Genomic DNA, 24,356 nt, shown 5'->3' on the forward strand with positions numbered 1-24,356 from the left:
CTCAAATGTTTGGATATTACTACGGCTTTGATTGGACCTATCTTGTTCTCGTCGTACCCTGCATTATTTTAGCGCTCTGGGCACAGTATAACGTAAACTCGACGTTTACCAAGTATTCTGCGGTATATTCTCGCCGAGGAATCACCGGTGCACAGGCTGCCAGCATCGTTCTGCGCCGCAATGGCATCACCAATGTGCGCATTGAGGAGATTCCCGGCAAGCTGACCGACCACTATGAGCCGGGTGCAAATGTGATTCGTCTGTCTAACAGCGTTTATCATTCCACCTCGGTTGCATCGATTGGTGTTGCCTGCCACGAGGCCGGACACGCAGTCCAGTACGCAAAGGGGTATTCTCCCATCCGCGTCCGCGCTGCGATCATTCCGCTGACCCGCGCCGGCTCCGCACTGTCCCTGCCGCTGTTGCTTCTGGGTATCATTTTGAACTCGCAGAATCTTGCAATCTTCGGCATTGCACTGTTTGGTCTGTCCACGCTGTTCCAGCTGATTACGCTGCCGGTTGAAATCAATGCATCCCGCCGTGCACTGGCTGCCATTCAAGATGCAGGCATTTTGTATGACGACGAATATCCCATGGCACGCAAGACGCTGACCGCCGCTGCACTAACCTATGTTGCAGCGCTCGCCGTATCTCTTGCGCAGCTGCTGCGTTTGATCATTCTGTTCGGAGGCCGCCGTGATGATTAAAAAAAGACCCCATACCGCTCGAGAAGTTGCGGCATTTACACTGTTCTCCATGGAAGAGGAAGGTGCATGGTCAGATGGTGCGCTGCACCACTACTTAGATCGTGCCGATCTTGCACCGCGTGATCGCGCACTGGCTACCCGCCTCGCTTACGGCGTCATCCAAAACCGTCTGCTGTGCGACTGGTATCTGCGGCAATTTTCCAAGGTGCGTTTATCTAAGATTGCACCTCGTGTGCACATCTGTCTGCAACTCGGTATTTATCAGCTCGCTCTAACCGATCGCATTCCTGCGCATGCCGCAGTGGCTGAGACCGTTACGCTTATCCGCAATTACGCGCACGCAAACGAGCGCACCGTCGGTTTTGCCAACGGTGTGCTGCGTGCTGTCGCACAGGCAGCGGCAGACAATCAGCTGCCGCGTCTGAACTGTCCGGACAAGGAAAGCTTTTACAGTCTGCATTACAGCCATCCCGAATGGCTGGTGCGTTTGCTGACTGCACAGTACGGTCAAAAACCGACCGCAGCCATTTTAGCAGCAAACAACGCGACTGCTCCGGTGTCTATCCGTGTAAATCTCTTGCGCAGTGATCGAGATACCGTGCTGAAGCGACTGACCGAAGATGGATTTACCGTTCATCCGCATCCCAAAGCTGCATCTATGATTCTTGCAGAAAGCGGTGATATCGCATCCCATCCGCTTTTTACCGAAGGTGTTGTGACCATTCAAGATACCGCCAGCGCGGTCTGTGTCGAGCTGCTCGACCCGCAGCCCGATACATTGGTGCTGGACTGCTGTGCAGCTCCCGGCGGCAAGACTTTTTACATCGCAGAACGCATGCACAATCAGGGAACGGTGATTTCCTGCGATATCTACGAACATAAACTGGAAAAAATCCAGGCTGGTGCCCAGCGTCTGGGATTGTCCACTGTTCAGCCCACCTTACAGGATGCCGCACAGCCGCGTGTCGAATGGGTAGGGAAGGCAGATTCTGTTTTGTGTGACGTTCCATGCTCAGGTATGGGAATCATTCGGAAAAAGCCTGAAATTCGCTATAAGGATGCCGATGAGATTCAAAATCTTTCGGAAATCCAGAAAAAGATTCTGGAAAACTGCGCAAATTATGTCAAGCCGGGTGGTACGCTGGTTTATTCCACTTGCACCATTCTGGAACGCGAAAACCAAGCCGTTGTACAGGAATTTTTGCAGCAGCATCCGGAATTTGAAGCTGTCCCCATTGAACACCCCGTCTTTGGTACATCGGAAAACGGCATGATTACATTATTACCGTCTATTCATGATACGGACGGCTTCTTTATTGCAAAACTGAGGAGATTGACATGAGCGAAGCAATACAGAAAAAAGAAATCAAATGTCTTTCCATCGAAGAACTCAAAGCCGATCTGAAAGAAATGGGTGAGAAGCCCTTCCGTGCCGGTCAGATCTTCAAATGGCTGCACGAGGCCGTTGAATCTTTCGATGAAATGACCAACCTATCCAAGGAGCTTCGCGCAAAATTATCCGAGCGATATGAGCTGACCGTTCCGGTCTGCGTCCGCAAGCAGGTATCCCAGGTAGATGGCACAAGAAAGTATCTCTGGCAGATGCGCGGCGGCGACTGCGTGGAAAGTGTCCTGATGCGATACGAACACGGCAACACGGTATGTGTGTCCACACAGGTCGGATGCCGCATGGGCTGCAAATTCTGTGCGTCCGGTCTGTTTGGTCTCAAACGTCACCTCAGCGCGGGCGAGATTCTGGATGAAGTGCTGTTTATTCAAAAGGAGTCCGGCGAACCGGTCAGCAATATTGTACTGATGGGCACCGGTGAACCGCTCGATAACTATGAAAATGTACTAAAATTTCTCCATTTAGTTTCCTGTCCCGGCGGTATTCAGATTGGTCAGCGCCATATTTCCTTGTCAACAAGCGGTCTAGCTGATAAAATAGAGTTACTGGCAAATGAAAAATTGCAGATCACGTTATCGATCTCGCTTCACGCGCCAGACGACGAGAGCCGCAGCAGTATTATGCCGGTCGACAAGCGTTATCCGGTTGCACGTCTCATGCAGGCCTGTGCATACTACTTTGATACAACCGGTCGCCGTATCTCTTACGAATATATGATGGCTCGCGGCAAGACCGACCGCCCCTGGCAGGCGGAAAAACTTGCCTCTCTGCTGCGTGGCCGTCCGGCACACGTCAATCTGATTCCGCTCAATCCGGTCAAGGAAAGTCCCTTGCAGCCGAGTTCACGTGATACCGTGCGTAAGTTCCAGCAAATCTTGGAACGTCACGGCGTCACCGCAACCGTTCGCCGCAAGCTCGGCCCGGATATTGACGCAGCCTGTGGTCAGCTCCGTCGCAGAACCCTTGAAGAAGGTGAAATCATACAATGATCGTCTCTGGAAAAACCCACCAGGGTATGGTACGCAAGAACAATCAGGACGCATTCCTGACCATCTTACACGAAGAGAAAAATAATGCGCTTCTGGTTGTCTGTGATGGCATGGGCGGTGCAAAAGCCGGAAATATTGCCTCTACCATCGCCGCTCATACCTTTGCCGACAAGGTCGAAGAACTGTTTTCCGGTACCAGCAGACCCTCCGTCCGTGCACTGCGCATTGCCGTAGACCGCGCAAACGAAGCTGTGTTCCGGGAGTCTATCAGTGATCCCGATCTGGAAGGTATGGGAACAACGCTGGTTGCCGCTGTCATTGATGGTCGCCATGCAACGCTCATCAATATCGGTGACAGCCGTGCCTACCGCATCCGCGGGGATGACATCACACAGCTTACGCTCGACCACTCCTACGTGCAGGAGCTCTACCGCAAGGGCAAGCTCACCGCTGAGGAGGCACGTCATCATCCCAATCGCAACCTGATTACCCGCGCTGTCGGTGTGGATGAATTCGTAGAAGCCGATATTTTTGAGGGCGAGCTCGCCCCGACCGATCTTTTGCTCTTGTGTTCCGACGGTTTGACCGGTATGCTGGAAGATGCTGAAATCGTCTCTCTCGTCAACGCTTCCCGCTCTCTTGATGAAGCGGTTGAACATCTGATCGCCGCCGCCTGCGACAATGGCGGTTCTGATAACATTACCGCAATCCTGTTTACAGGCGCAGGGATTTCAAAACAAGGAGAAGCTGAAAATGGATAAATACATAGGAAAGCTGCTCGACAACCGCTATGAAATGTTGGAGATTCTTGGTGTCGGCGGCATGGCTGTGGTCTATAAAGCGCGTGACCGCGTTTTGGATCGCTTTGTAGCCATCAAAATCATGAAGGAGGAATTCTCAAACGACGAGGAATTCCATCGCCGCTTCCGCAATGAATCACAGGCGGTTGCCAAGCTGTCCCATAACAATATCGTCTCGATCTTCGACGTCTCGCCCTCCAACAGCCCGGTTCAGTACATCGTTATGGAGCTAATCGAGGGCATCACGCTCAAGAATTACTTGCAGCGCAAGGGAAGTCTGTCCTGGCAGGAAACGCTGTTTTTTGCGCAGCAGATCTCCAAGGCGCTCTCTCACGCGCACAGCCGCGGCATCATCCATCAGGATATCAAGCCGCATAACATCATCTTGCTGCGTGATGGCACGGTCAAAGTAACCGACTTCGGCATCGCTCGTTTTGAAAAGAATCAGGAGACGCGCGTCATTCAGGAGGCTATCGGTTCGGTTCACTATATTTCTCCCGAACAGGCCAAGGGCTCCCGCATCGATCATCGCGCAGACCTGTACTCGCTCGGCGTTGTTATGTACGAAATGCTGACCGGTCGTGTACCGTTTGACGGCGATACCCCGATCGCAATTGTCATGCAGCATATCAATGCACAGGCACCGCTCCCGAGCGAACTGGTTCCCGGCATTCCGCGCGGTATGGACGACATCGTCATGCGTGCAATGTGCCCGGTTCTGTCTCAGCGTTATGCATCGGCTGACGATATCTACAATGATTTGGAGCGTCTCAAGAACAACCCGAATCTGCGCTTCACTTCGGCTGGTGCCGAAGCGCGCATGCCTGGCGGTGGTCGTGCTGCTACTGACGAAACCATCGCACTGCCGCGTATGAATCGCCAGCAGGCTGCCGCAGCAACTGCGCACAGCCGTTCGTTTGACGATCCGCAGCCGCAGGATCAGGTTTATCGCCCCAGCCAGAAGCCCTCGCAGTCGCGCTCGACTCCCGCTGACCGCGACCGTCGTGATCGCTACGAGGCAGAGGATGAAGACGATCGTCGTTCTTCCAAGCGCAAAAAGAAGAAACGCTCGCTTAGCGATTCTCCCGCTGCAATGGCTGGTATCGCAGTCGCTGTCTTTGTAATGATTGCAGCCGGTGTTGCAGTCTTTATGATGCAGGCCGGAAACCTGTTCAGCAGTTCGGGCAAGGTCGATGTACCCAATCTGGTCGGCATGCAGCTGCAAGATGCTCAGTCCCAGTACGGCAATGATTTTATTATCGTTGAGGGCGAGAGCCGTGCAGATGAAAATGCCGAGGATGGCGAAATCCTCGAGCAGGACCCCGCAAGCGGCAAGGTTGACAAGAATAGTCAGATTACCGTTGTTGTATGCGATAACGAAGAAGAGGACACCAAGGATGAAGATGTCATCGTTCTGGATGAAAGCATCATCGGCGGTATCCTCGGTGAAGACTATCAGGCAGTTGAAAACAAGCTGACCAGTCTGGGCCTTGAGGTTCAGATTGAGCACAAGAACGATCAGACCGTCGAAAAGGATAAGGTCATCAGCATCAGCCCCGAGCTTGGCCGTGAAGTCAAGAAGGGTGACACCATTTACCTATATGTCAGCGATGGTCCGGAGGCTGTTGAACTGCCGAATGTAGTCGGTAAGGACATCTCGGCTGCTCGCGCTGAGCTGAATGCGCTCAACTTCACCTCGATCAACACCAGCGAGGAGTACAACGATACACCGGCTGGTCAGGTCTTCCGTCAGAGCCCGGATTCCGGTGAGAAGATTATGCCGGATACCTCGATCACGCTCTACATCTCCAAGGGTCCGGAAAACAATGACAATGATTCGGATAACCAGGAAAATAACAACTCTGATTCCAATCAGAGCAGCGATCCTGAGCAGAGCGGTAACGGTGATCCCGAGCAGAGCGGCTCTTCCGGCGGCAGCACCGGTACGGGTGACGGTTCTTACGAGATCAGCATTCCGATCAATGCACAGAACACGGTAACGCTTTCGGTCGAGCTGGGTGACGGTACGATCCTGCATTCCGGCCCGTATGATCCGGCGAACGGTGCGTTTACCTACACCGTACATGGCCCCGTTGGTCAGTCGGAAACCGTAAAATACTACATCAACGGCAACGCGAACTCGTTCACGTTTATGTACAGGTAAACCGCAATGTACATGGATGGACGTATTTTAAAGGGTATCGGTGGTTTTTACTACGTCGATACCAAGGAAGGTGTCGTTGAGTGTAAAGCACGCGGCAAGTTCCGTAAGACCATCGGCAAGCCGATCGTCGGTGATCTGGTAGAGCTCGAAGTACAAGCGGACGGAACAGGATACCTGCTTGAGATCAAATCTCGCAAAAATAGTCTCATCCGTCCGGCTGTTGCAAACCTGGATCTGGTTGTCATCGTTGCGACCGAAGCGCAGCCCAAAACCGAACCGTTTCTGATTGATAAGGTCATCGCGATTGCAGAAAACAAGGGCATTGACTCCTGTGTCGTGCTCAATAAATGCGATCTCAATGACAGTCAGGAGCTCTATGAAATTTACAAGAGTGTCGGAATCGAAGTATTCCGTTTGAGTGCAGCGACAGGGGAGGGCGTAGAGGAACTGCGCACCTTCCTGCGCGGCAAGGCGGCTGCCTTCGCCGGTAATTCCGGCGTTGGCAAGTCCAGCCTGCTCAACCGATTGATTCCGGACTTTGCTGCCGAAACCGGTACGATCTCTGATCGTATCGGCCGTGGCCGTCACACAACCCGTCACGTTGAACTTGTTCCTTACGACGGCGGATATATTGCCGACACGCCGGGCTTTTCCTCGTTCGACACCGAGCAGATGGATCTTGTCCTGCGAGAAGATCTGCAATATGCATTCCGCGAGTTCGAACCCTACTTAATGCAGTGCCAGTTTACCGGCTGTGCACATGTCAAGGAAAAGGGATGTGCCATTCGGGCAGCCGTGGAGGCGGGTGAAATCGCGCAGTCACGCTATGACAGCTATGTCAAACTGTACGAAAGTGTAAAGGATCTGAAAGAATGGAAACTTGGCAAGGAACAGAAGCGCTGATTTTATCCGGTTCTCCAGAGCAGGAAGTCGGTTATGTTGCACGCTTTTTGCAGGTGCATCCGTCTGTTAAAGTCGTCTGTGCCGACTCCGGTACACGCCATCTTGCCAAGCTGCATTGTCATCCCGACCTAATCGTCGGAGACTTTGATTCCAGTGTCTGTCCGGATATCGACTGTGAGCGCATTCAGCTGGTACCCGAAAAAGATGACACAGACACCATGCACGCCTTGCAGGTTGTCATCGATCGCGGGTGCACCTCGGCTTGGATTGCCTGTGCAACCGGTGGACGGCTCGATCATCTGCTGTCCAATCTCTCCCTATGTGAATATGCCTGGGAGCGCGGCTGCACCTGCCGTATTCTGGATGCACAGAACGAACTGTTCTTTGTCGATTCCGACACCATTGAACTTGCACGGGATGATGCATATAAGTATTTTTCCATCATTCCGCTGGACTACACACTGCACGGTGTATCCATCACAGGTGCAAAATATCCGTTATCTGATGCATCGGTCACGCGCAGCACGATGTACACAATCTCAAACGAAGTGACCGCATCGCACGCGCGCATTGCGATCAAACAGGGAAGAGCGTTTATCATTCGTTCCCATGATCGCGCTCGCTGATCTTCGCACTTTGTCACAATCGCTCTGATTCTTCTGGAGTCAGAGCGATTTTTTTGTTTTCTATGCCTTGCAGCTTTTTCGCTCTCATCTTGCAAAAATCGATCAATTGCCGTATAATAGAATTACTAAACCAAGGGGGTCACTATAAATGCATCAGGATCTTAAGCCCATTTCAAAAATTGCATCCCGTGTACAGGCATCTACCACATTGGTGATTGACTCGATGTTCAAAGATATGAAGGCCAACGGTATCGATGTTGTCGGTTTTGGCGCCGGCGAGCCCGATTTTCCCACGCCCGAGCACATCAAGCAGGCTGGTATTCTCGCAATTGAAAACAATAAAACCAAATATACACCGGCATCCGGTCTGCTTGAGCTGAAAAAGGCTGCTTGCTACCGCATGCGTGAAGATTACGGTCTGGAGTATCGTCCCGAGCAGATCGTTGTCGCTTCCGGCGCAAAGCACGTCGTTTTCCTCTCGCTCATGGTTCTCTGTGATCCGGGTGATGAGGTCGTAATCGCAGCGCCGTACTGGGTTTCTTACAGCGAAATGGTTCAGCAGGCAGGCGCAATTCCGGTCATCGTTGCAGCAGGCCAGGATCAGCACTTCAAAATCACCGCCGATCAGCTCGAAGCTGCTATTACGCCCAAGACCAAGGCGTTCATGCTCAACTCGCCCTCCAACCCGACCGGTATGGTCTATACTAAGGAAGAGCTGCAGGCAATCGCTGATGTCTGCATCAAGCACAATCTGTATGTAATCGCTGACGATATTTACAGCAATCTGGTTTATGATGATCTGGAGTACTGCTCGATCGCGTCCCTGGGCGAAGAGATTAACCGCCGCTGCATCGTCATCAACGGTGTATCCAAGTCCTATGCTATGACCGGTTGGCGTATTGGCTATGCCGCAGCGTCCCCCGAAATCGCACGTGCAATGAGCAACTATGTCAGCCACTCGACCTCCGCGCCCAGCACCATTTCTCAGTATGCTGCCATCGAAGCACTGAACGGCCCGCAGGAAGATATTGAATACATGCGCAAGGCATTCCAGGCACGTCGTGACCACCTGGTTGAACGCATGAATAAAATCGAAGGCGTTTCCTGCATTAAGCCGCAGGGTGCATTCTACGTTATGATGGACATGCATTCCTTTATCGGCAAGGAAATGTACGGCCAGAAAATCAACGATGACAACGACTTTGCCAAGCTGTTCCTGGAAAAGGGTCTGGTTGCAACCGTACCTTGTACTGCGTTCGCAGCCCCCGGCTTTATCCGCTGGAGCTACGCAACGTCTATGCAAGAAATCGATAAGGGCCTCGACCGACTGGAAGAGTTTATTAAAAACGCCTAAAATCATCGGCGATCTGCATTTTTTCTTGCAGGCACCTGCGAAAACTGCTAAAATAAAGACGGACGTTTTCGTCCGTCTTTTTTGTTCATTTGACCAATTTTGTATGCGAAAGGATGTCTAACATTGAGCGCTGTTTATGAAAGTCCGTTCTCGGCACGTTATGCTTCCAAGGAGATGCTGTATGTCTTTTCTCCCGACATGAAGTTCTCCACCTGGCGTCGTCTGTGGATCTCTCTGGCTAAGGCAGAGAAGGCTCTGGGTCTCAACATCACCCAGGAGCAGATCGATGAGATGGAGGCCAACAAGGACAACATCGACTATGAGGTCGCCCGTGCACGTGAGAAGGAAGTCCGTCATGACGTTATGAGTCATGTCTATGCTTTCGGTAAGGTTGCCCCCAAGGCTGCCGGCATTATTCATCTGGGAGCGACCAGCGCTTATGTAGGCGATAATACCGACATCATTCAGCTGCGTGAAGGCCTCAAGCTGGTACGTAAAAAGCTGGTTGCTGTTCTGGAAAAGCTGTCTGTCTTCGCAGAAGAGCACAAGGCGCAGCCCACCCTTGGTTTCACCCATTTCCAGCCCGCACAGCTGACCACCGTCGGCAAGCGTGCAACCCTTTGGATGAACGAGCTGCTCATGGATCTCGATGAGATCAACTATCGTATCGAAAATCTGCGCATGCTGGGCTCTAAGGGCACCACCGGTACGCAGGCTTCCTTTATGGAACTGTTCGACGGCGATGATGAGAAGATCAAGAAGATGGAGCAGATGATCGCTGACGATTTCGGCTTCGCTGGTGTCGTTCCGGTTTCCGGTCAGACCTACTCCCGTAAGATCGACGCTCAGGTACTCGCTACGCTGTCCGGCATCGCACAGTCTGCCGGTAAGTTTGCAACCGACCTGCGCCTGCTCCAGCACCTCAAGGAGATCGAAGAGCCCTTCGAAGCACATCAGATTGGCTCGTCCGCAATGCCTTACAAGCGCAATCCTATGCGTTCCGAGCGTATCTGCGCTCTGGCTCGCTATGTCATCTGCGACAGCCTGAACCCCGCTTTTACCGCTTACAATCAGTGGTTCGAGCGCACGCTGGACGACTCCGCCAACAAGCGTATCTCCATTCCGGAAGGCTTCCTGGCTGTTGACGCCATCCTGAACATCATGATTAACGTCGTCTCCGGTCTGGTTGTATATCCCAAGGTTATTCATCAGCGCGTGATGAACGAGCTTCCCTTTATGGCAACCGAGAACATCATGATGAGTGCTGTAAAGCGCGGCGGCAACCGTCAGGAGCTGCATGAGCAGATTCGTATGCACTCTATGGCAGCTGGCAAGCGCATCAAGGAGGAAGGTCTGGAAAATGACCTCATCGATCGCATTGCTGCTGACCCGATGTTCGGTCTGACCCGTGAAGAAATCATGGCTGAGCTCGATCCCGCTCGCTACATCGGACGCTGCCCGGCACAGGTCGACGATTTCCTGCACAACGAAGTTGAGCCTCGTATCAAGCCCTACCTCGCAGACGCAGATATTACGGTCGAAATCAATCTGTAATCGACCGATTTGACAACCCTGTCGAATGGGGCTATAATACACGTTATGTGTATTTTATTTAGGAGGTTTAAAACGTGAAAAAGAGTATTTTCTCTTTTATTGCCGTGATCCTGCTCATCGGCGTGATGGCCGTCGCGACAATTAAGGGACTCACCATCCCTGGCGGATTCGTCACCCCGGTCAACATGTCGGCCGAAGATGCCGAAAACGCCACGGTCATCATCCCCAGCATTCACGATGCTACCAATGGTATCCGTCGTGGTCTGGACCTGGTAGGCGGTTCGTCTATCACCTTTGAGGCCATTCTGCCCGAGGATTACGACAACGGTAATCTGGCAAACGACATGGTTACCGCACAGAGCCTGCTGCGCAGCCGTCTGACTGCCGAAGGCTACACCGAAGCCAACGTCTCCATCCAGGGTGACAATCGTCTGCTGGTCGAGATCCCCAACATCAAGAATCCCGAAGACGCGGTACAGATGCTGGGTGCTACGGCAAAGCTGTCCTTTATGGATATGACCGGCAAGGAATGGCTGACCGGTTCGGACATCAAGCAGGCAACTGCTGTCTACGGTAAGCCGTCGGCAAGCTCGGTTGTCGATGAATGGTATGTTGCACTGGAGTTCAACTCCGATGCCGTTCAGAAGTTCTACGAAGCCACTTCTGCAATCTCTCAGATGGACGCAGCCAGCGGTCAGAATCTGCTCGCCATCGTTCTGGACGATCAGATCGTTTCCGCTCCGGCCGTTAGCCAGGCAATCAACAGCTCCACCTGCTCGATCAACGGTAACTTCACCGAGGATTCTGCCCGTGAGCTTGCAAACCTGATTAACGTCGGTCAGCTGCCGTTCTCGCTGCAGCAGGTTGAGCTGCGTTCGGTTGGTCCTCAGCTGGGCGCTGATGCACTCAAGACCAGCGTTTACGCCGCAGCAATCGGTATTGCTCTCGTCTGCATCTTTATGATTCTGGTCTATCGTCTGCCTGGCTTCATCGCCTGCATCGCGCTGGCCTTCTACTGCACCCTCGAGCTGATCATTCTGGGGCTGCTGCATGTTAACCTTTCGCTGCCCGGTATTGCCGGTATCATCCTGTCGATCGGTATGGCAGTTGACGCAAACGTCATTATCTTCGAGCGCGTCAAGGAAGAGCTGCGTGCAGGCAAGACGGTTAAATCCGCGATCGATTCGGGCTTTAAGCGTGCATTCACTGCAATTTTGGACTCTAACGTTACGACCCTGATCGCTGCCGGCGTCCTGTATTTCCTGGGTACCGGTACGATCGTCGGCTTTGCTACAACGCTTGGACTGGGTGTTATCATCTCCATGTTCACTGCGCTGACCCTCACGCACTTCCTGCTCAATCGCATGGTCGACTTTAAGATTCGCAGTCCTAAGGTCTACGGTGCGTAAGGAGGGGAGGAGCCAAAATGAAGAACCATTTTTCAATCGTAAAGCATTTTAAGATTTTTGCTGTTATTTCCGTCCTGCTCTGCATCACCGGTCTGGTCAGCTTGCTGGCACTTCCGTTCGGTGTGAACCTTTATAACTTCGACATCGACTTTGCCGGCGGCACGCAGATGGAATTCCGCATGGAAAACACCGAGCTCAACGCAGATGTCCTCAATGAGATTCAGGCTCTGGTGAAGGACACCACCGGTGTAGAACCCAACGCACCGCAGATTACGGGCGATGAGAACAACGAAGTCATCATCCGTTCGACCAGCCTCACCAGTGAGCAGCGTGCAGACGTGATCGCTGCGATGCAGGAAAAGTATGGTCTGACCGATGACGATCTGATCTCCAACGAAGACGTCGGTAAGACGGTCGGTGACGACCTGAAGAAGGCAGCTTTCCTGTCTGCAATCGTTGCCGTTGTTCTGATGCTCGTCTACATCTCGTTCCGCTTTGAGTTTACCTCTGGTCTGGCTGCTGTCATCTGCCTGATTCATGACCTTCTGGCCATGCTGTCGGTCTATGTCATCTTCCAGCTGCCGTTCAACCAGAACTTTATCGCGTGTGCGCTGACCATTCTCGGTTACTCGATCAATGCGTCGATCATCGTATTCGACCGTATTCGTGAAAACCTGCGCACCGCACGCAAGGAAAGCTTCGAGTCGATTGCCGATCGTTCGATCTGGCAGACCATGGGTCGTACCATCAATACCACGCTCACCACGCTGTTCACCATCGGTATGGTGTTCATTCTGGGTGTGCCGTCGCTGCGCAACTTCACGCTGCCGCTTCTGATCGGTATTGTATCTGGTGCTTATTCGTCCATCTTCCTGTCCAGCTCCCTGTGGGCTTTCTTCAGAAAGCGCTTCAAGAAGCGCCGCGTATAACAACCATAAAGAAGGATACCGTTTTGGTGTCCTTCTTTTCTTTCACGAAAGGAGGGCGTCCATGCGCCTCGGCATCTCCACCGCTTGTTTTTATCCGCAGCCGCTCGAGGAAACCATTGACCGGATTGCATCCCTCGGCTTCTCGGTCATCGAGATTTTCTTCAACACCGAAAGCGAATATGATCCGTCTTTTCTGGATACGCTGAAACGATCAACCGATCACAACGGTATCGAAATCATCTCCATTCATCCATACACGTCTTTGATGGAAGGCATGCTTTTATTCTCAAACTATGCGCGCCGAACAGAAGATGGACTGACGCAATACCGCAAGTACATGCGTGCCGCAGCACGATTGGGCGCTCAATATCTGACCTTTCACGGAGAGCGTTTCATGGCACAGGAGACTCTGTTTGAACACATGGAACGCACCTATGAGGTCTATCACACGTTATGCGATATGGCGCAGCAGGAGGGGATCACGCTGACACAGGAGAACGTCGCATGGTGTAAATCCCGTGATCCGGAATATCTGCGGCTGCTGACCGAACATGTCCCGGAACTGCGCTATACCTTAGATATCAAGCAAGCCAACCGTGCCGGTCAGCATTGGTCGGCTTATCTGGATGTGATGGGAAATCGTCTGCGCAATATCCATATTAACGACTACGATACCACCCACAGCTGTCTGCTGCCAGGGGAGGGAAGTATGGATTATGACCTGCTCATGCAATCGCTGAAACGGTATCAATACGACCATCAGATGCTCATTGAGGTCTATTCTGCAAACTTTTCTGACGATTTTCAGGTACAATGTGCAGGCGATTTGCTTCGCGCAAAATTATATTGAGCCCTCAAAGATTTTTGCGATTTTTGCAAAAACCTCTTTGCCGCAGATTGGTTCTATGGTAAAATATATGCATGAACCTATGTGAAGATAAGTGAGTGATCTTATGAAGTGCCCGTTCTGTAATTACCCCGACAGCAAGGTCGTAGATTCTCGACCGACAGACGAGGGAACTAGCATCCGCCGCAGACGCGAATGCCTTCACTGCCTCAAGCGTTTCACAACCTACGAGACGATTGAGCGCCTGCCCCTTATGCTGGTCAAACGTGATGGCACCCGTGAGCCTTATGATCGTAATAAACTGCTCAGCGGTGTGATGAAAGCATGCGAAAAGCGCCCGGTACCTCAGGCACGCTTGGAGCAACTGGTAGATACCGTCGAACAAAAATTGTTCGGTACACTGGAAACCGAAATTTCTTCCCAGAAAATCGGTGAAATGGTCATGCAGGAGTTGAAAAACGTCGACGAAGTCGCCTATGTGCGCTTCGCGTCGGTTTATCGTCAGTTCAAGGATATCAATACCTTCCTGGAAGAGCTCAATTCTCTGCTGCAAAACAAGAAGTAAGCAAAAGCGGCCTGTTTTTGGCCGCTTTTTCGTGATAAGGAGATGATATAATCATGGATATGCCCGAAACCAGCGGTTGGGACGCCATTACGCAGGCCATGCTCACCTTATACCCTGACCAAACTGATCCAATCCACTATGCACCAGTTCTGAGCTATCGTATGGGCGGCAACGACCCGCTCGACGGCATCAGCATTTACGACGGCGGTTCGTACTACCACTTTGTCACCTATGGATTTTCCGAGCTCTACGAAAAGGAATCTCAGCATGCTGCATACAGCGGTCTGGGCTTTGAACTGACGTTAAAGCTCAAAAAAGACGGCATCCGCAAGCGCGACAAGGAATATAAAAACATCTGCGGCATTTTGCAGACGCTCGCACGCATGTCTTTTGAAGACGGCGATATTTTCTCTCCCGAAGAGTATATTTACACCGGCCAGACCACCGGCATTGATGCGGACGGAAGTTCGCAAATCACCGGATTTTTAACCATGGAAGATGGGCTGGGTACGATGGATACACCGAACGGCAAGGTACAGTTTGTGCAGCTGGTCGGTGCAACCGATGCCGAGCTGAAAGCCCTTGTAGATGGCAAAACAACGGTCTCCGCGCTGCTTGAGAAGTTACCCGATGGACTGACCGATTATACTCGAGATTCCATTCTATAACCAAAAAGAACCTGACAAATGTCAGGTTCTTTTCATTTTATTTCGCCTTTCTTTTTCTGAATTATGCGCCAGCAACTGCTGCAACATCTTCCGGTGTTTCTGCCGTGCGCACGGTCAGTTCCTTGCTGATCTTCTTAGCAAAACCAGCCAGAGTCTTGCCAGGGCCGATCTCAACACCAGTGGTTAGGCCATCAGCCATGCCGTTTGCAACCAAGCTCTTCCAGCGTACCGGAGAGCACATATGACGCTCCAGATGTGCGGGCAGATCGGTAACTTCCAGCTTCTCGCCCGTTACATTGGTGTAAATCGGCATCACTGCTTCGTGTACGGTCAGATCCTGCGCGAATGCACGCAGTTCCTTTGCAGCCTCAGCCATCAGGCTGGTATGGAATGCACCGCTGACTGCGAGGGGAAGGGCACGGCGTGCACCAGCCTCCTTGCAAGCTGCAATTGCCTTTTCAACCGCCGGACGCTCACCGGCGATAACCAGCTGACCCGGGCAGTTATAGTTTACAGGGAACACAATGCCGTCGACCGATGCACAAGCCTGCTCAACCTGCTCGTCTTCCAGTCCCAGAATCGCTGCCATGCAGCCATCCATGGAATCCGCTGCCTGCTGCATCAGCTGTCCGCGGCGGCGTACCAGACGAATGCCGTCCTCAACGGACAGAATGCCTGCTGCCACCAGCGCGGTATACTCACCGAGCGAAAAGCCAGCGCATGCCTTGAAAGTAACACCTGCATCCTTAAGTGTCTCATAACAAGCCAGCGAATGGGTGAAAATCGCAATCTGCGAATTGACCGTACGATTCAGCTCTTCCTGGCTGCTCTCGAAGCACAGTTTTGCAACGTCCAGGTCTGCAACAGACGATGCACGATCAAATACGCGGCGTGCCGCCTCGCTGCTCTCATACAGCGCCTGACCCATCTGTGTGTGCTGTGCGCCCTGTCCAGGGAAAAATGCAAATCCGTATTCCATTACCTTCTCCTCCATTGTTCATGGTTTTCAAAACCACGTATTTTTCCATCTTTTCCGTTTTTTCTATCAAGAAAAGGTTGACATCACAATCGGGTCTTATTATAATATTATAAGATTACTTTGTCAATCAAACTATCGCCAAATTCTAAATCTTTTGTCGATTTGGTGGTTTCCGGCGATTGATAAAGTAAATTTTTTTCCGCTGCAAATCTGGCAGGATTTAACACCGGATTTATATTATAAAACGCGAGGAGCGTGAACAATATCGGTACGAGACTGATTGGTACTGGCAGTTACATGCCGGACCTGAAATTGACGAACGAAATGCTGGAAAGCATGGTAGATACCAACGACGAATGGATCGTAAAACGCACGGGTATCCGCGAACGCCGTATTGCACAAAATACCGCGACTTGGGAACTGGCTCTCGAGGCTGGTCGACGTGCACTGGAGGATGCCGCTTTGGACGCATCCGAGCTCGACCTCATCATCGTCGGCACCGCAACCCCGGACTTCTTCACGCCCTCGGTTTCCTGTATGGTACAGGGCAAGCTGGGCGCATCCAAGGCAATGGCTTTTGATCTGTCCGCGGCCTGCTCGGGTTTTGTGTACAGTGTAGATGTTGCAGACAGCTTCATCCGTGCAGGAAAGGCCAAGAATGTTCTGGTCATCTGCGCAGAGACGCTCAGCCGCATCATCGACTACACCGACCGCTCTACCTGTGTCATCTTCGGTGATGGTGCAGCAGCTGCTGTATTCCAGGCTTCTGAGCAGGAAGGTGTCCTGACGACTTATATGCGCGCAAACGGTACGCTGGGCGAGTGCCTCAAGGCACAATGCCTGCCGGTAGAAGATCCTCTGGCACAGGGTCCCCGCGCTGTGTGCGACCACCGTTTCCTGAAAATGGCTGGCAGCGATGTATTCCGTTTCACTGCATCTGCTGTACCCGAGGCCATTGATGCGGTACTGCATCAGGCAAACATGACCGCCGATCAGATTGATTGGTTCGTTCTGCATCAGGCAAATGTACGTATCCTGCAAATGGTCACCACACGCTATGGTCTGGACCCCAAAAAGGTTTACGTCAACATTGATCGTTACGGCAACACCTCTGGTGTCAGCGTTGCACTTTGTTTGGATGAAATGCGCAAGAATGGTCAGCTCAAGGCCGGCCAGCACATCGTTATTAGCGGATTCGGCGGCGGCCTGACTTATGGCGCTGCACTGATTCGGATTTGAGGAGGATATCATGAAAACCAGAATTACAGAGCTTCTCGGAATTGAATACCCTGTTTTCCAGGGTGCTATGGCTTGGATCGCAAACGGTCATCTGGCAGCTGCTGTCAGCGAGGCTGGCGGCCTTGGTATCATCGCCGGCGGTGCTGCTCCGGTTGAAGTCATCCGTCAGGAGATCCACACCGCACGCGCTCTGACCAAAAAGCCGCTGGGCTTAAATATCATGCTGCTCAGCCCCAATGCGGATGATCTGGCAAAGCTGGCTGTAGAAGAAAAGATCGAGGTCATCACCACCGGTGCAGGCAACCCCGGCAAGTATCTGGCAGACTGGAAGGCCGCAAACATCAAGGTCATTCCGGTCGTTGCATCGGTTGCACTGGCAAAGCGCATGGAGCGCGCTGGTGCAGACGCCGTCATCGCTGAAGGTATGGAGTCCGGCGGTCACATCGGTGAGACCACCACGATGGCTCTGCTGCCGCAGGTTGTCGACGCAGTCAGCATTCCGGTAATCGGTGCAGGCGGCGCAGGCGATGGCCGCGGTGTTGCTGCAATGCTGGCACTGGGCGCAGAAGGCGTACAGTGCGGCACCATCTTCCTGACCGCAGAAGAGTGCGAGATTTCGGACAAGTACAAGGAACTCGTTCTCAAAGCAAGCGATATTTCGACCATGGTTACCGGCCGTGCAAACGGTCATCCGGTTCGCTCGATCAAGTCTCCGCTGGTACGCAAGTGTGCACAGCTGGAAAAGACCGGCGACGACCGCTCACTCGAGGAAATCGAGGCTATGACCGCAGGTTCGCTGCGCAAGGCTGTTCAGGACGGCAACTTTGAGGAAGGTACCTTCATGTCCGGTCAGATTGCCGGTCTGCTCAACGAGCCCACCACCTGTAAGGCAATCATGGACAAGCTCATCGGCGGAGCTGAGGAAGTACTGGCCGCTCGCGCCGCACGTTTTGTTGGAAAGGAAGGCTAACGCATGGCATTAGCAATCATTACTGGTGGCTCCCGCGGTATTGGCGCCGCAATCGCTGAAAAACTGGCCGAGCAGGGTCACGACGTTGTCATCAACTGCTCTTCTTCGGTAGAAAAGGCAGAAGCAGTTGCAGAAAAGTGCCGTGCACACGGTGTTCGTGCCGTTGCAAAGGCTTGGAACGTCGCTGACTTTGCAGCATGTGACGCAGCGCTCAAGGAAATCAAGGAAGAGCTTGGCGTGCCGGGTATTCTGGTCAATAACGCCGGTATCACCCGCGATGGTCTGCTCGTACGCATGAGCGAGGCACAGTTCGACGAGGTCATCAGCACCAACCTCAAGGGCGCATTCAATATGCTCCGTCTGTGTGGTGCGATGATGCTGCGTGCCAAGGCTGGCCGTATCGTCAACATCAGCTCGGTTTCCGGTGTCGCCGGAAACGCTGGTCAGGTCAACTACTCGGCTGCAAAGGCCGGTCTGATCGGTATGACCAAATCCGCAGCAAAGGAACTCGGTGCGCGCGGCATCACCGTAAATGCTGTCGCTCCCGGTTTTATTGATACTGATATGACCCAAAACCTTCCCGACGCTGTCAAGGAAGGCGCAAAAAAGCAAATTGCTCTCGGCCGTTTTGGCCAGCCGGAAGAGATCGCAAATGTGGTTGCGTTTCTCGCATCCGACGCCGCATCTTACGTAACCGGTCAGGTTATCATCGCAGACGGCGGCATGGGCATCTAAGGAGGATCATACATGGAAAGAGTCGTTATCACAGGTATGGGTGCAGTTACCCCGATCGGTAATGATGTCCCGACCTTCTGGGAGGGTCTGAAGACCGGCAAAAACGGTATTGGACCGATTACCCATTTTGATACTACCAACTTTAAAGCAAAGCTTGCGGCTGAAGTCAAGGACTTCGACCCGACTTTGTATGTTGATAAGCGCGAGGCAAAGCGCATGGACAGCTACTGCCATTTTGCAGTCGCAGCAGCCAAGCAGGCCGCAGATCAGGCCGGACTGGTCGAAGGTTCCTTCGATCCCTATCGTTCGGGCGTGTTCTTCGGTTCCGGTGTTGGCGGTCTGAAGGTATTTGAGGATGAATTCCCCAAGATGGTCGAAAAGGGCCCCGGCCGCGTATCTCCGCTCTGCATCCCCGAGATGATCGCCAACATGGGCGCAGCACACATCTCTATGCTGCTCGGCTTTAAGGGCGAGTCCATCTGCCCGGTTACCGCTTGTGCAACCGGCAACCATGCGATCGGTGAAGCATACCGCGCTATTAAGCATGGCTATCAGGACGTTATGATCGCAGGCGGCGCAGAGGCATGCATCATCCGCATTGCAACTGCTGGCTTCCAGAACATGAAGGCTCTGCATACCGGCGAGGACCCGGAGGCAGCCTCGGTTCCGTTCGATGCACGCCGCAGCGGTTTTGTCATGGGTGAGGGCGCTGGTGCACTGGTACTCGAAAGCCTGAGCCATGCAAAGGCACGCGGTGCGAAAATCCTGGCTGAGGTGATCGGCTACGGTGCAACCTCGGACGCATACCACATCACCGCTCCCGATCCGGAAGGCGAGGGCGGCGCACGCGCTATGATGGTTGCAATGGCTGACGCTGGCATCACCCCCGATCAGGTCGATTATATCAACGCACACGGCACCTCGACTCCGATCAATGAGAAGATCGAGACCATGGCAATCAAGAAGGCAATGGGCGAGAGTGCATATAAGGTGCACATTTCTTCCACCAAGTCGATGACCGGCCATCTGCTCGGCGCAGCAGGTGCGGTCGAGGCGATTGCCTGTGTCATGGCAATCCAGAACGGTATCATTCCGCCTACCATCGGCTATGAGGAACCCGATCCGGATTGTGATTTGGACATCACACCTAACCATGCAGTAGAAGCACCCGTCAATATCGCACTGAGCAACTCTCTGGGCTTTGGCGGTCACAATGCAGCTCTGCTGTTCCGGAAAATGGAGGACTAAATGGACGCAAAAGAATTAAAGGCACTGTCGATTGACCTGATGGATGCCGTCCGTCAGCGCAATCTTTCCGCGTTCTCGCTCAAGTGTGAGGATTTTCAGATTCGCATCGAAGCGCAGCAGGCTCCGGTTGCTGTAGCCGCTCCCGCTGTTGCAGTCGCTGCTCCGGCAGCTGCCGCAGCACCGCAGGCACAGCCCGCAGCCGCTTCTCCGGTCGAGGAATCCTTCTCCGGCACGCCGGTTGAGGCACCTCTGGTCGGCATCTTTTACAGCGCTCCCGCTCCCGAAGAGCCGCCGTTTATCGAGGTCGGCCAGCAGGTCAAGAAGGGCGACACGCTGTTTATCATTGAAGCAATGAAGACCATGAACGAAATTACCGCCCCCTGTGACGGCACAGTCAGCCGCATTCTCGCTCAGAACGGCGACATGGTCGAATACAAGCAGGTACTTGTCGTCATCGAGTAAGGAGGGCAATCACATGCTAACCAAAGAACAAATCATGGAGATCATCCCGCATCGTCCGCCGATGCTGTTGGTTGATACCATTACCGAACAGTCTGACAATGGTGCAAAGGGTGAGCTGCATCTGTCCGGCGAAGAATTCTTCTTCCAGGGCCATTTCCCCGGCGCACCGATCATGCCCGCTGTCTTCCAGCTGGAAGCACTGGCTCAGGTCGGCGCGGTTGCTCTGCTCTCTCAAGAGCAAAACCGCGGTAAGACCGCTTTCTACACCAGCATCGACAAGGCCAAGTTCCGCCGCATGGTTCATCCGGGCGAGACGCTGTGCATGGAGATCGAGCTGGTCAAGCAGCGCGGCCCGCTTGCGATTGCACAGGGCAAGACCTTCGTAAACGGAGAACTGGCTTCCGAAGCAGAAATTAAGTGCTTCATCGGCAAGTGATTCGGGTGATTGTATTATGTTTCAAAAAATCCTAATTGCCAATCGCGGCGAAATCGCAGTGCGCATCATCCGCGCCTGCCGTGATCTTGGCATCATCTCAGTTGCTGTGTATTCAGAAGCCGATCGCGAGGCACTGCACGCGCAGATTGCTGACGAGGCCATTTGCATCGGCCCTGCCAATCCGCGTGACAGCTATCTCAATATGCAAAACCTGATCTCGGCAGCGCTGGCATCGGGTGCGCAGGCAATCCATCCCGGTTTTGGTTTCCTGTCTGAGAACGCTGAATTTGCACAGATGGCCATTGAAAATGGCATTGCCTTCATCGGCCCTAAGCCGCAGACCATTCATCTGCTGGGTGATAAGTCTGAGGCAAAACGTACCGCCATTGCAGCAGGTGTACCGGTTGCTCTGGGTTCGGACGGTGCGGTCGCTGATTACGCTGAGGCTGAGGCTTGGGCAAAAAAGATCGGCTATCCGGTCATGCTGAAGGCTTCTGCCGGCGGCGGCGGCAAGGGTATCCGGGTCGCAAAGACTCCGGAAGAGCTCAAGAGCGCCTACGACACTGCATCGAGCGAGGCACAGGCAAACTTTGGTGATGGTCGTCTGTATATCGAACGATACGTCGAGAATCCGCGCCACATCGAGGTGCAGATTCTGGGTGATACGCAGGGCAACGTCGTACATCTCTTTGAACGTGAATGCTCCATCCAGCGCCGTCATCAGAAGCTGCTGGAGGAAGCACCTTCGTTCTTCCTCGATCCGGAAACCCGCGAAAAAATGTGCTGTGCTGCGCGTGATCTTGCCAAAAAGGTTGGCTATATCAATGCCGGTACGGTAGAATTTTTGGTCGATAACGACAAGAATTTCTTCTTCTGTGAGATGAACACCCGTATTCAGGTAGAGCATCCGGTCACCGAGCAAGTTACCGGTGTTGATCTGGTCTGCGAGCAGATTCGTATTGCAGCAGGAGAGCCGCTGTCGTTTACGCAGGAAGACCTGCATTTGCGCGGTCACGCCATTGAATGCCGTATCAACGCAGAAGACCCTGCACGTGATTTCGCACCCTGTCCGGGACGAATCAACGCAATGCACCTGCCCGGCGGCCCGGGTGTCCGCATGGATACCGCTGCCTATCAGGGCTACATGATTCCGCCGTTCTATGACAGCATGATCGGCAAGCTGATCGTTAGCGGCGAAGACCGAACCCAGGCAATCGCCCGCATGCGTCGTGCGCTCGCTGAGACCTTATTCGACGGCGTTACCACCAGCACCGATTTCCACTTACATCTGCTGGCATCGGATGCATTTATTTCGGGTAATTTCCACACCAATTCCATCGCCAACGGCGATTTTGACCGCTAAGAAAGGAGGTTTTCTACATGCTGATCGATCTTTTTCAGAAAACAAGAACAACCTCCATGCAGATGAAATCTGCATCGACGCTGCCTGAAGAAAAGCCGCAGATTGTCTGCAAAGCCTGCGGTACACACTTACAGGCACGCAATTATGGCCGCAACCTTTACGTCTGCCCGTCTTGCGGACACTATGCGCGTCTGCTTGCTCGCACGCGTATCCGCATTACTGCCGACAAGGATTCTTTCTCCGAGCTGTTTTCCAATATCCGTCCCTGCAATCCGCTGGACTTCGAGGGATACAGCGAGAAGCTGGAAACCCTTCAGGAAAAGACCGGCATGAAAGATGCCGTGATTACCGGTGTGTGCACCATCGGCGGTCTTGAGACCTGCCTTGGTGTCATGGATAGCCATTTCCTGATGGCTTCTATGGGCAGCGTGGTCGGTGAAAAGCTGACCCGCCTGTTTGAATATGCGACCCGACACAAGCTGCCTGTAATTCTGTTCACGGCTTCCGGCGGCGCTCGCATGCAGGAAGGTATGTTCTCTCTGCTGCAGATGGCTAAGGTATCCGGTGCGGTACGCCGTCACTCGGACGCTGGTCTGCTCTACATCACCGTTCTGACCGACCCGACGACCGGCGGTGTAACGGCAAGTTTTGCTTCGCTCGGAGATATTATTTTGGCCGAGCCTCGTGCAACGATCGGCTTCGCTGGCCGACGTGTCATCGAGGGTACCATCGGCGAAAAACTTCCGGATGATTTTCAGTCCGCAGAGTTCTTGCTTGCGCACGGATTTTGTGATAAAATTGTAGCGCGTAATCAAATGAAGCACACGCTGGAAACGCTCCTGCGGATGCATCAGAGACAGGGGGATTCGGTATGAGTACAAAAGAAAAACTCCCTGTACGCGATAAAATGCGTATCATTCACGACAGCAAACGTCCCACGATCGACGATTACACCCGCACCATCTTCGATGATTTCATCGAACTGCATGGTGATCGCGGTTATGCAGATGACTATGCCATCTGCGCCGGTGTCGCTACCTTCCAGGGCATTCCGGTTACGGTAATCGGTCACCGCAAGGGCAAAAATACCGAGGAAAACATCAAGGCAAACTTTGCAATGGCGCATCCTGAGGGATACCGCAAGGCGCTGCGTCTGGCAAAGCAGGCTGAGAAGTTTCATCGTCCGGTCATCTGCTTTGTTGATACCGCCGGTGCATTCTGCGGTGTCGGCGCCGAGGAGCGCGGACAGGGTGAGGCGATTGCTCGCTGCCTGAGTGATTTTATGGCGCTGCACACCCCGGTTATCAGCATTGTAACCGGTGAAGGCGGTTCGGGCGGTGCGCTTGCACTGGCCGTAGCCGACCGCGTTCTGATGCTGGAAAATGCCATTTATTCGGTGATCTCGCCGCGCGGATGTGCGTCCATTCTGTGGAAGGATGCCAGCCGTGAATTTGAAGCTGCAGAGCGTCTGAAAATCACTGCGGATGATCTGTATGCATTCGGCATGATTGAAGGCATCATTCCGGAAAGTGGTTCCCTGATGCGCAATGTCAAAAAAGCAATTGGTGAACAGCTGCGAGAGCTGATGAATGTATCGCAGATTGACCAACTGCTTGAAAAACGCTACGAGAAATTCCGCAAAATCGGAATTTTCGCAGAATAAAAACTCTTTATCAAAAAGGAGACACACTATGTTTGAAAAGATTTGTGAGCTGCTGGCTGAGAAGTTCGACGCAGACGCAGCGTCCATGACCATGGACACCAAGATCAAGGAAGATCTGAACGCTGACTCCCTCGACATCGTTGAGCTGATGATGGATCTGGAGGAGAACTTCGGTATCTCCATTTCCGACGAGGAAGCTATGAAGATGTCCACCATCGGTGATATTTGCAAGTACATCGAAGAGAATCAGTAATTGATCGCTTTGCGTACAAGAAAGCATCCCAGTTTGGGATGCTTTTTTCTATGCTCGGAAAACATAACCATGCGTTCACCGACAT

General features: G+C 52.9%; 25 protein-coding genes. 24 read left to right on the top strand and 1 reads right to left on the bottom strand.

The window, feature by feature from the left end; genetic code table 11:
• Positions 1-5 precede the first annotated feature (5 nt).
• The 14 genes from B5F17_RS04120 (at position 6) to B5F17_RS04185 (ending at position 14,923) form a co-directional block, all read left to right on the top strand.
• Positions 6-707 (top strand): zinc metallopeptidase, encoded by a 702-nt coding sequence (locus B5F17_RS04120; RefSeq protein ID WP_087371127.1) that lies wholly within the window; start codon positions 6-8, stop codon positions 705-707.
• Positions 700-2,049, top strand: a complete 1,350-nt coding sequence (gene rsmB, locus B5F17_RS04125) for a 16S rRNA (cytosine(967)-C(5))-methyltransferase RsmB (protein ID WP_087371130.1) — start codon at positions 700-702, stop codon at positions 2,047-2,049. The genes B5F17_RS04120 and rsmB overlap by 8 nt, the downstream gene beginning before the upstream one ends.
• Positions 2,046-3,104 carry a dual-specificity RNA methyltransferase RlmN gene (rlmN, locus tag B5F17_RS04130; RefSeq protein WP_087371132.1) on the top strand — a complete coding sequence of 353 codons (1,059 nt, stop codon included), beginning with the start codon at positions 2,046-2,048 and terminating at the stop codon, positions 3,102-3,104. The genes rsmB and rlmN overlap by 4 nt, the downstream gene beginning before the upstream one ends.
• A complete protein-coding gene (locus tag B5F17_RS04135; protein WP_016146655.1) occupies positions 3,101-3,865 on the top strand; it encodes a Stp1/IreP family PP2C-type Ser/Thr phosphatase in 765 nt (254 codons plus the stop codon). The genes rlmN and B5F17_RS04135 overlap by 4 nt, the downstream gene beginning before the upstream one ends.
• The gene (gene pknB / locus B5F17_RS04140) at positions 3,858-6,068 is read left to right on the top strand and encodes a Stk1 family PASTA domain-containing Ser/Thr kinase (protein ID WP_162608070.1); all 2,211 of its coding nucleotides are present in this window, start codon (positions 3,858-3,860) and stop codon (positions 6,066-6,068) included. The genes B5F17_RS04135 and pknB overlap by 8 nt, the downstream gene beginning before the upstream one ends.
• 6 nt (positions 6,069-6,074) lie before the next feature.
• Entirely contained in the window at positions 6,075-6,971 is an 897-nt protein-coding gene (gene rsgA / locus B5F17_RS04145; protein ID WP_206396699.1) for a ribosome small subunit-dependent GTPase A, read from the top strand.
• Complete coding sequence (locus tag B5F17_RS04150) at positions 6,941-7,597, top strand: thiamine diphosphokinase (protein WP_087371138.1); 657 nt, start codon at positions 6,941-6,943, stop codon at positions 7,595-7,597. The genes rsgA and B5F17_RS04150 overlap by 31 nt, the downstream gene beginning before the upstream one ends.
• A 148-nt stretch (positions 7,598-7,745) precedes the next feature.
• Positions 7,746-8,951, top strand: a complete 1,206-nt coding sequence (locus tag B5F17_RS04155) for a pyridoxal phosphate-dependent aminotransferase (protein ID WP_016146651.1) — start codon at positions 7,746-7,748, stop codon at positions 8,949-8,951.
• 123 nt (positions 8,952-9,074) lie between these two features.
• Entirely contained in the window at positions 9,075-10,505 is a 1,431-nt protein-coding gene (gene purB, locus B5F17_RS04160; protein ID WP_016146650.1) for an adenylosuccinate lyase, read from the top strand.
• A gap of 74 nt (positions 10,506-10,579) precedes the next feature.
• Positions 10,580-11,914, top strand: coding sequence for a protein translocase subunit SecD (gene secD, locus B5F17_RS04165; protein WP_016146649.1), 1,335 nt, complete (start codon positions 10,580-10,582; stop codon positions 11,912-11,914).
• A gap of 17 nt (positions 11,915-11,931) precedes the next feature.
• On the top strand, positions 11,932-12,843 hold the full coding sequence (gene secF, locus B5F17_RS04170; RefSeq protein ID WP_087371140.1) for a protein translocase subunit SecF: 912 nt from the start codon (positions 11,932-11,934) through the stop codon (positions 12,841-12,843).
• 61 nt (positions 12,844-12,904) lie between these two features.
• Positions 12,905-13,693, top strand: a complete 789-nt coding sequence (locus B5F17_RS04175) for a sugar phosphate isomerase/epimerase family protein (protein ID WP_087371143.1) — start codon at positions 12,905-12,907, stop codon at positions 13,691-13,693.
• A 103-nt stretch (positions 13,694-13,796) separates the two neighbouring features.
• Entirely contained in the window at positions 13,797-14,255 is a 459-nt protein-coding gene (gene nrdR, locus B5F17_RS04180; protein WP_016146646.1) for a transcriptional regulator NrdR, read from the top strand.
• Positions 14,256-14,308: 53 nt separating this feature from the next.
• A complete protein-coding gene (locus B5F17_RS04185) occupies positions 14,309-14,923 on the top strand; it encodes a suppressor of fused domain protein (protein WP_087371145.1) in 615 nt (204 codons plus the stop codon).
• Between the two features lie 61 nt (positions 14,924-14,984).
• On the opposite strand, the gene fabD is transcribed toward B5F17_RS04185, so the two are convergent.
• Positions 14,985-15,902: an ACP S-malonyltransferase gene (fabD, locus tag B5F17_RS04190; RefSeq protein ID WP_087371148.1), complete on the bottom strand. Its 918-nt coding sequence runs from the start codon at positions 15,900-15,902 to the stop codon at positions 14,985-14,987.
• 255 nt (positions 15,903-16,157) lie between these two features.
• On the opposite strand from fabD, the gene B5F17_RS04195 reads away from it, so the two are divergent.
• From B5F17_RS04195 to acpP, 10 genes are read left to right on the top strand one after another with little or no spacing between them, the layout of a single operon-like run.
• The gene (locus tag B5F17_RS04195) at positions 16,158-17,141 is read left to right on the top strand and encodes a beta-ketoacyl-ACP synthase III (RefSeq protein ID WP_242968700.1); all 984 of its coding nucleotides are present in this window, start codon (positions 16,158-16,160) and stop codon (positions 17,139-17,141) included.
• Positions 17,142-17,151: 10 nt separating this feature from the next.
• Positions 17,152-18,111, top strand: coding sequence for an enoyl-[acyl-carrier-protein] reductase FabK (gene fabK, locus B5F17_RS04200; protein WP_016146642.1), 960 nt, complete (start codon positions 17,152-17,154; stop codon positions 18,109-18,111).
• Between the two features lie 3 nt (positions 18,112-18,114).
• Complete coding sequence (gene fabG, locus B5F17_RS04205; RefSeq protein ID WP_087371151.1) at positions 18,115-18,846, top strand: 3-oxoacyl-[acyl-carrier-protein] reductase; 732 nt, start codon at positions 18,115-18,117, stop codon at positions 18,844-18,846.
• 12 nt (positions 18,847-18,858) lie between these two features.
• Positions 18,859-20,094 carry a beta-ketoacyl-ACP synthase II gene (gene fabF / locus B5F17_RS04210; protein ID WP_087371154.1) on the top strand — a complete coding sequence of 412 codons (1,236 nt, stop codon included), beginning with the start codon at positions 18,859-18,861 and terminating at the stop codon, positions 20,092-20,094.
• Positions 20,095-20,556 carry an acetyl-CoA carboxylase biotin carboxyl carrier protein gene (accB, locus tag B5F17_RS04215; protein ID WP_016146639.1) on the top strand — a complete coding sequence of 154 codons (462 nt, stop codon included), beginning with the start codon at positions 20,095-20,097 and terminating at the stop codon, positions 20,554-20,556. It abuts the gene before it with no gap.
• A 13-nt stretch (positions 20,557-20,569) separates the two neighbouring features.
• Positions 20,570-20,992, top strand: a complete 423-nt coding sequence (gene fabZ, locus B5F17_RS04220) for a 3-hydroxyacyl-ACP dehydratase FabZ (protein ID WP_016146638.1) — start codon at positions 20,570-20,572, stop codon at positions 20,990-20,992.
• 16 nt (positions 20,993-21,008) lie between these two features.
• Positions 21,009-22,355, top strand: coding sequence for an acetyl-CoA carboxylase biotin carboxylase subunit (gene accC, locus B5F17_RS04225; RefSeq protein WP_016146637.1), 1,347 nt, complete (start codon positions 21,009-21,011; stop codon positions 22,353-22,355).
• A 23-nt stretch (positions 22,356-22,378) separates the two neighbouring features.
• Positions 22,379-23,230, top strand: coding sequence for an acetyl-CoA carboxylase, carboxyltransferase subunit beta (gene accD, locus B5F17_RS04230; RefSeq protein WP_040332645.1), 852 nt, complete (start codon positions 22,379-22,381; stop codon positions 23,228-23,230).
• Positions 23,227-24,018, top strand: a complete 792-nt coding sequence (accA, locus tag B5F17_RS04235; RefSeq protein ID WP_087371157.1) for an acetyl-CoA carboxylase carboxyl transferase subunit alpha — start codon at positions 23,227-23,229, stop codon at positions 24,016-24,018. The genes accD and accA overlap by 4 nt, the downstream gene beginning before the upstream one ends.
• A gap of 28 nt (positions 24,019-24,046) precedes the next feature.
• Entirely contained in the window at positions 24,047-24,271 is a 225-nt protein-coding gene (gene acpP, locus B5F17_RS04240) for an acyl carrier protein (RefSeq protein WP_016146634.1), read from the top strand.
• Positions 24,272-24,356: the final 85 nt, after the last annotated feature.

Origin of the sequence: Butyricicoccus pullicaecorum, assembly GCF_002160355.1 — a bacterium.
In the GTDB taxonomy this organism is placed as follows: Bacteria; Bacillota; Clostridia; order Oscillospirales; family Butyricicoccaceae; genus Butyricicoccus; species Butyricicoccus pullicaecorum.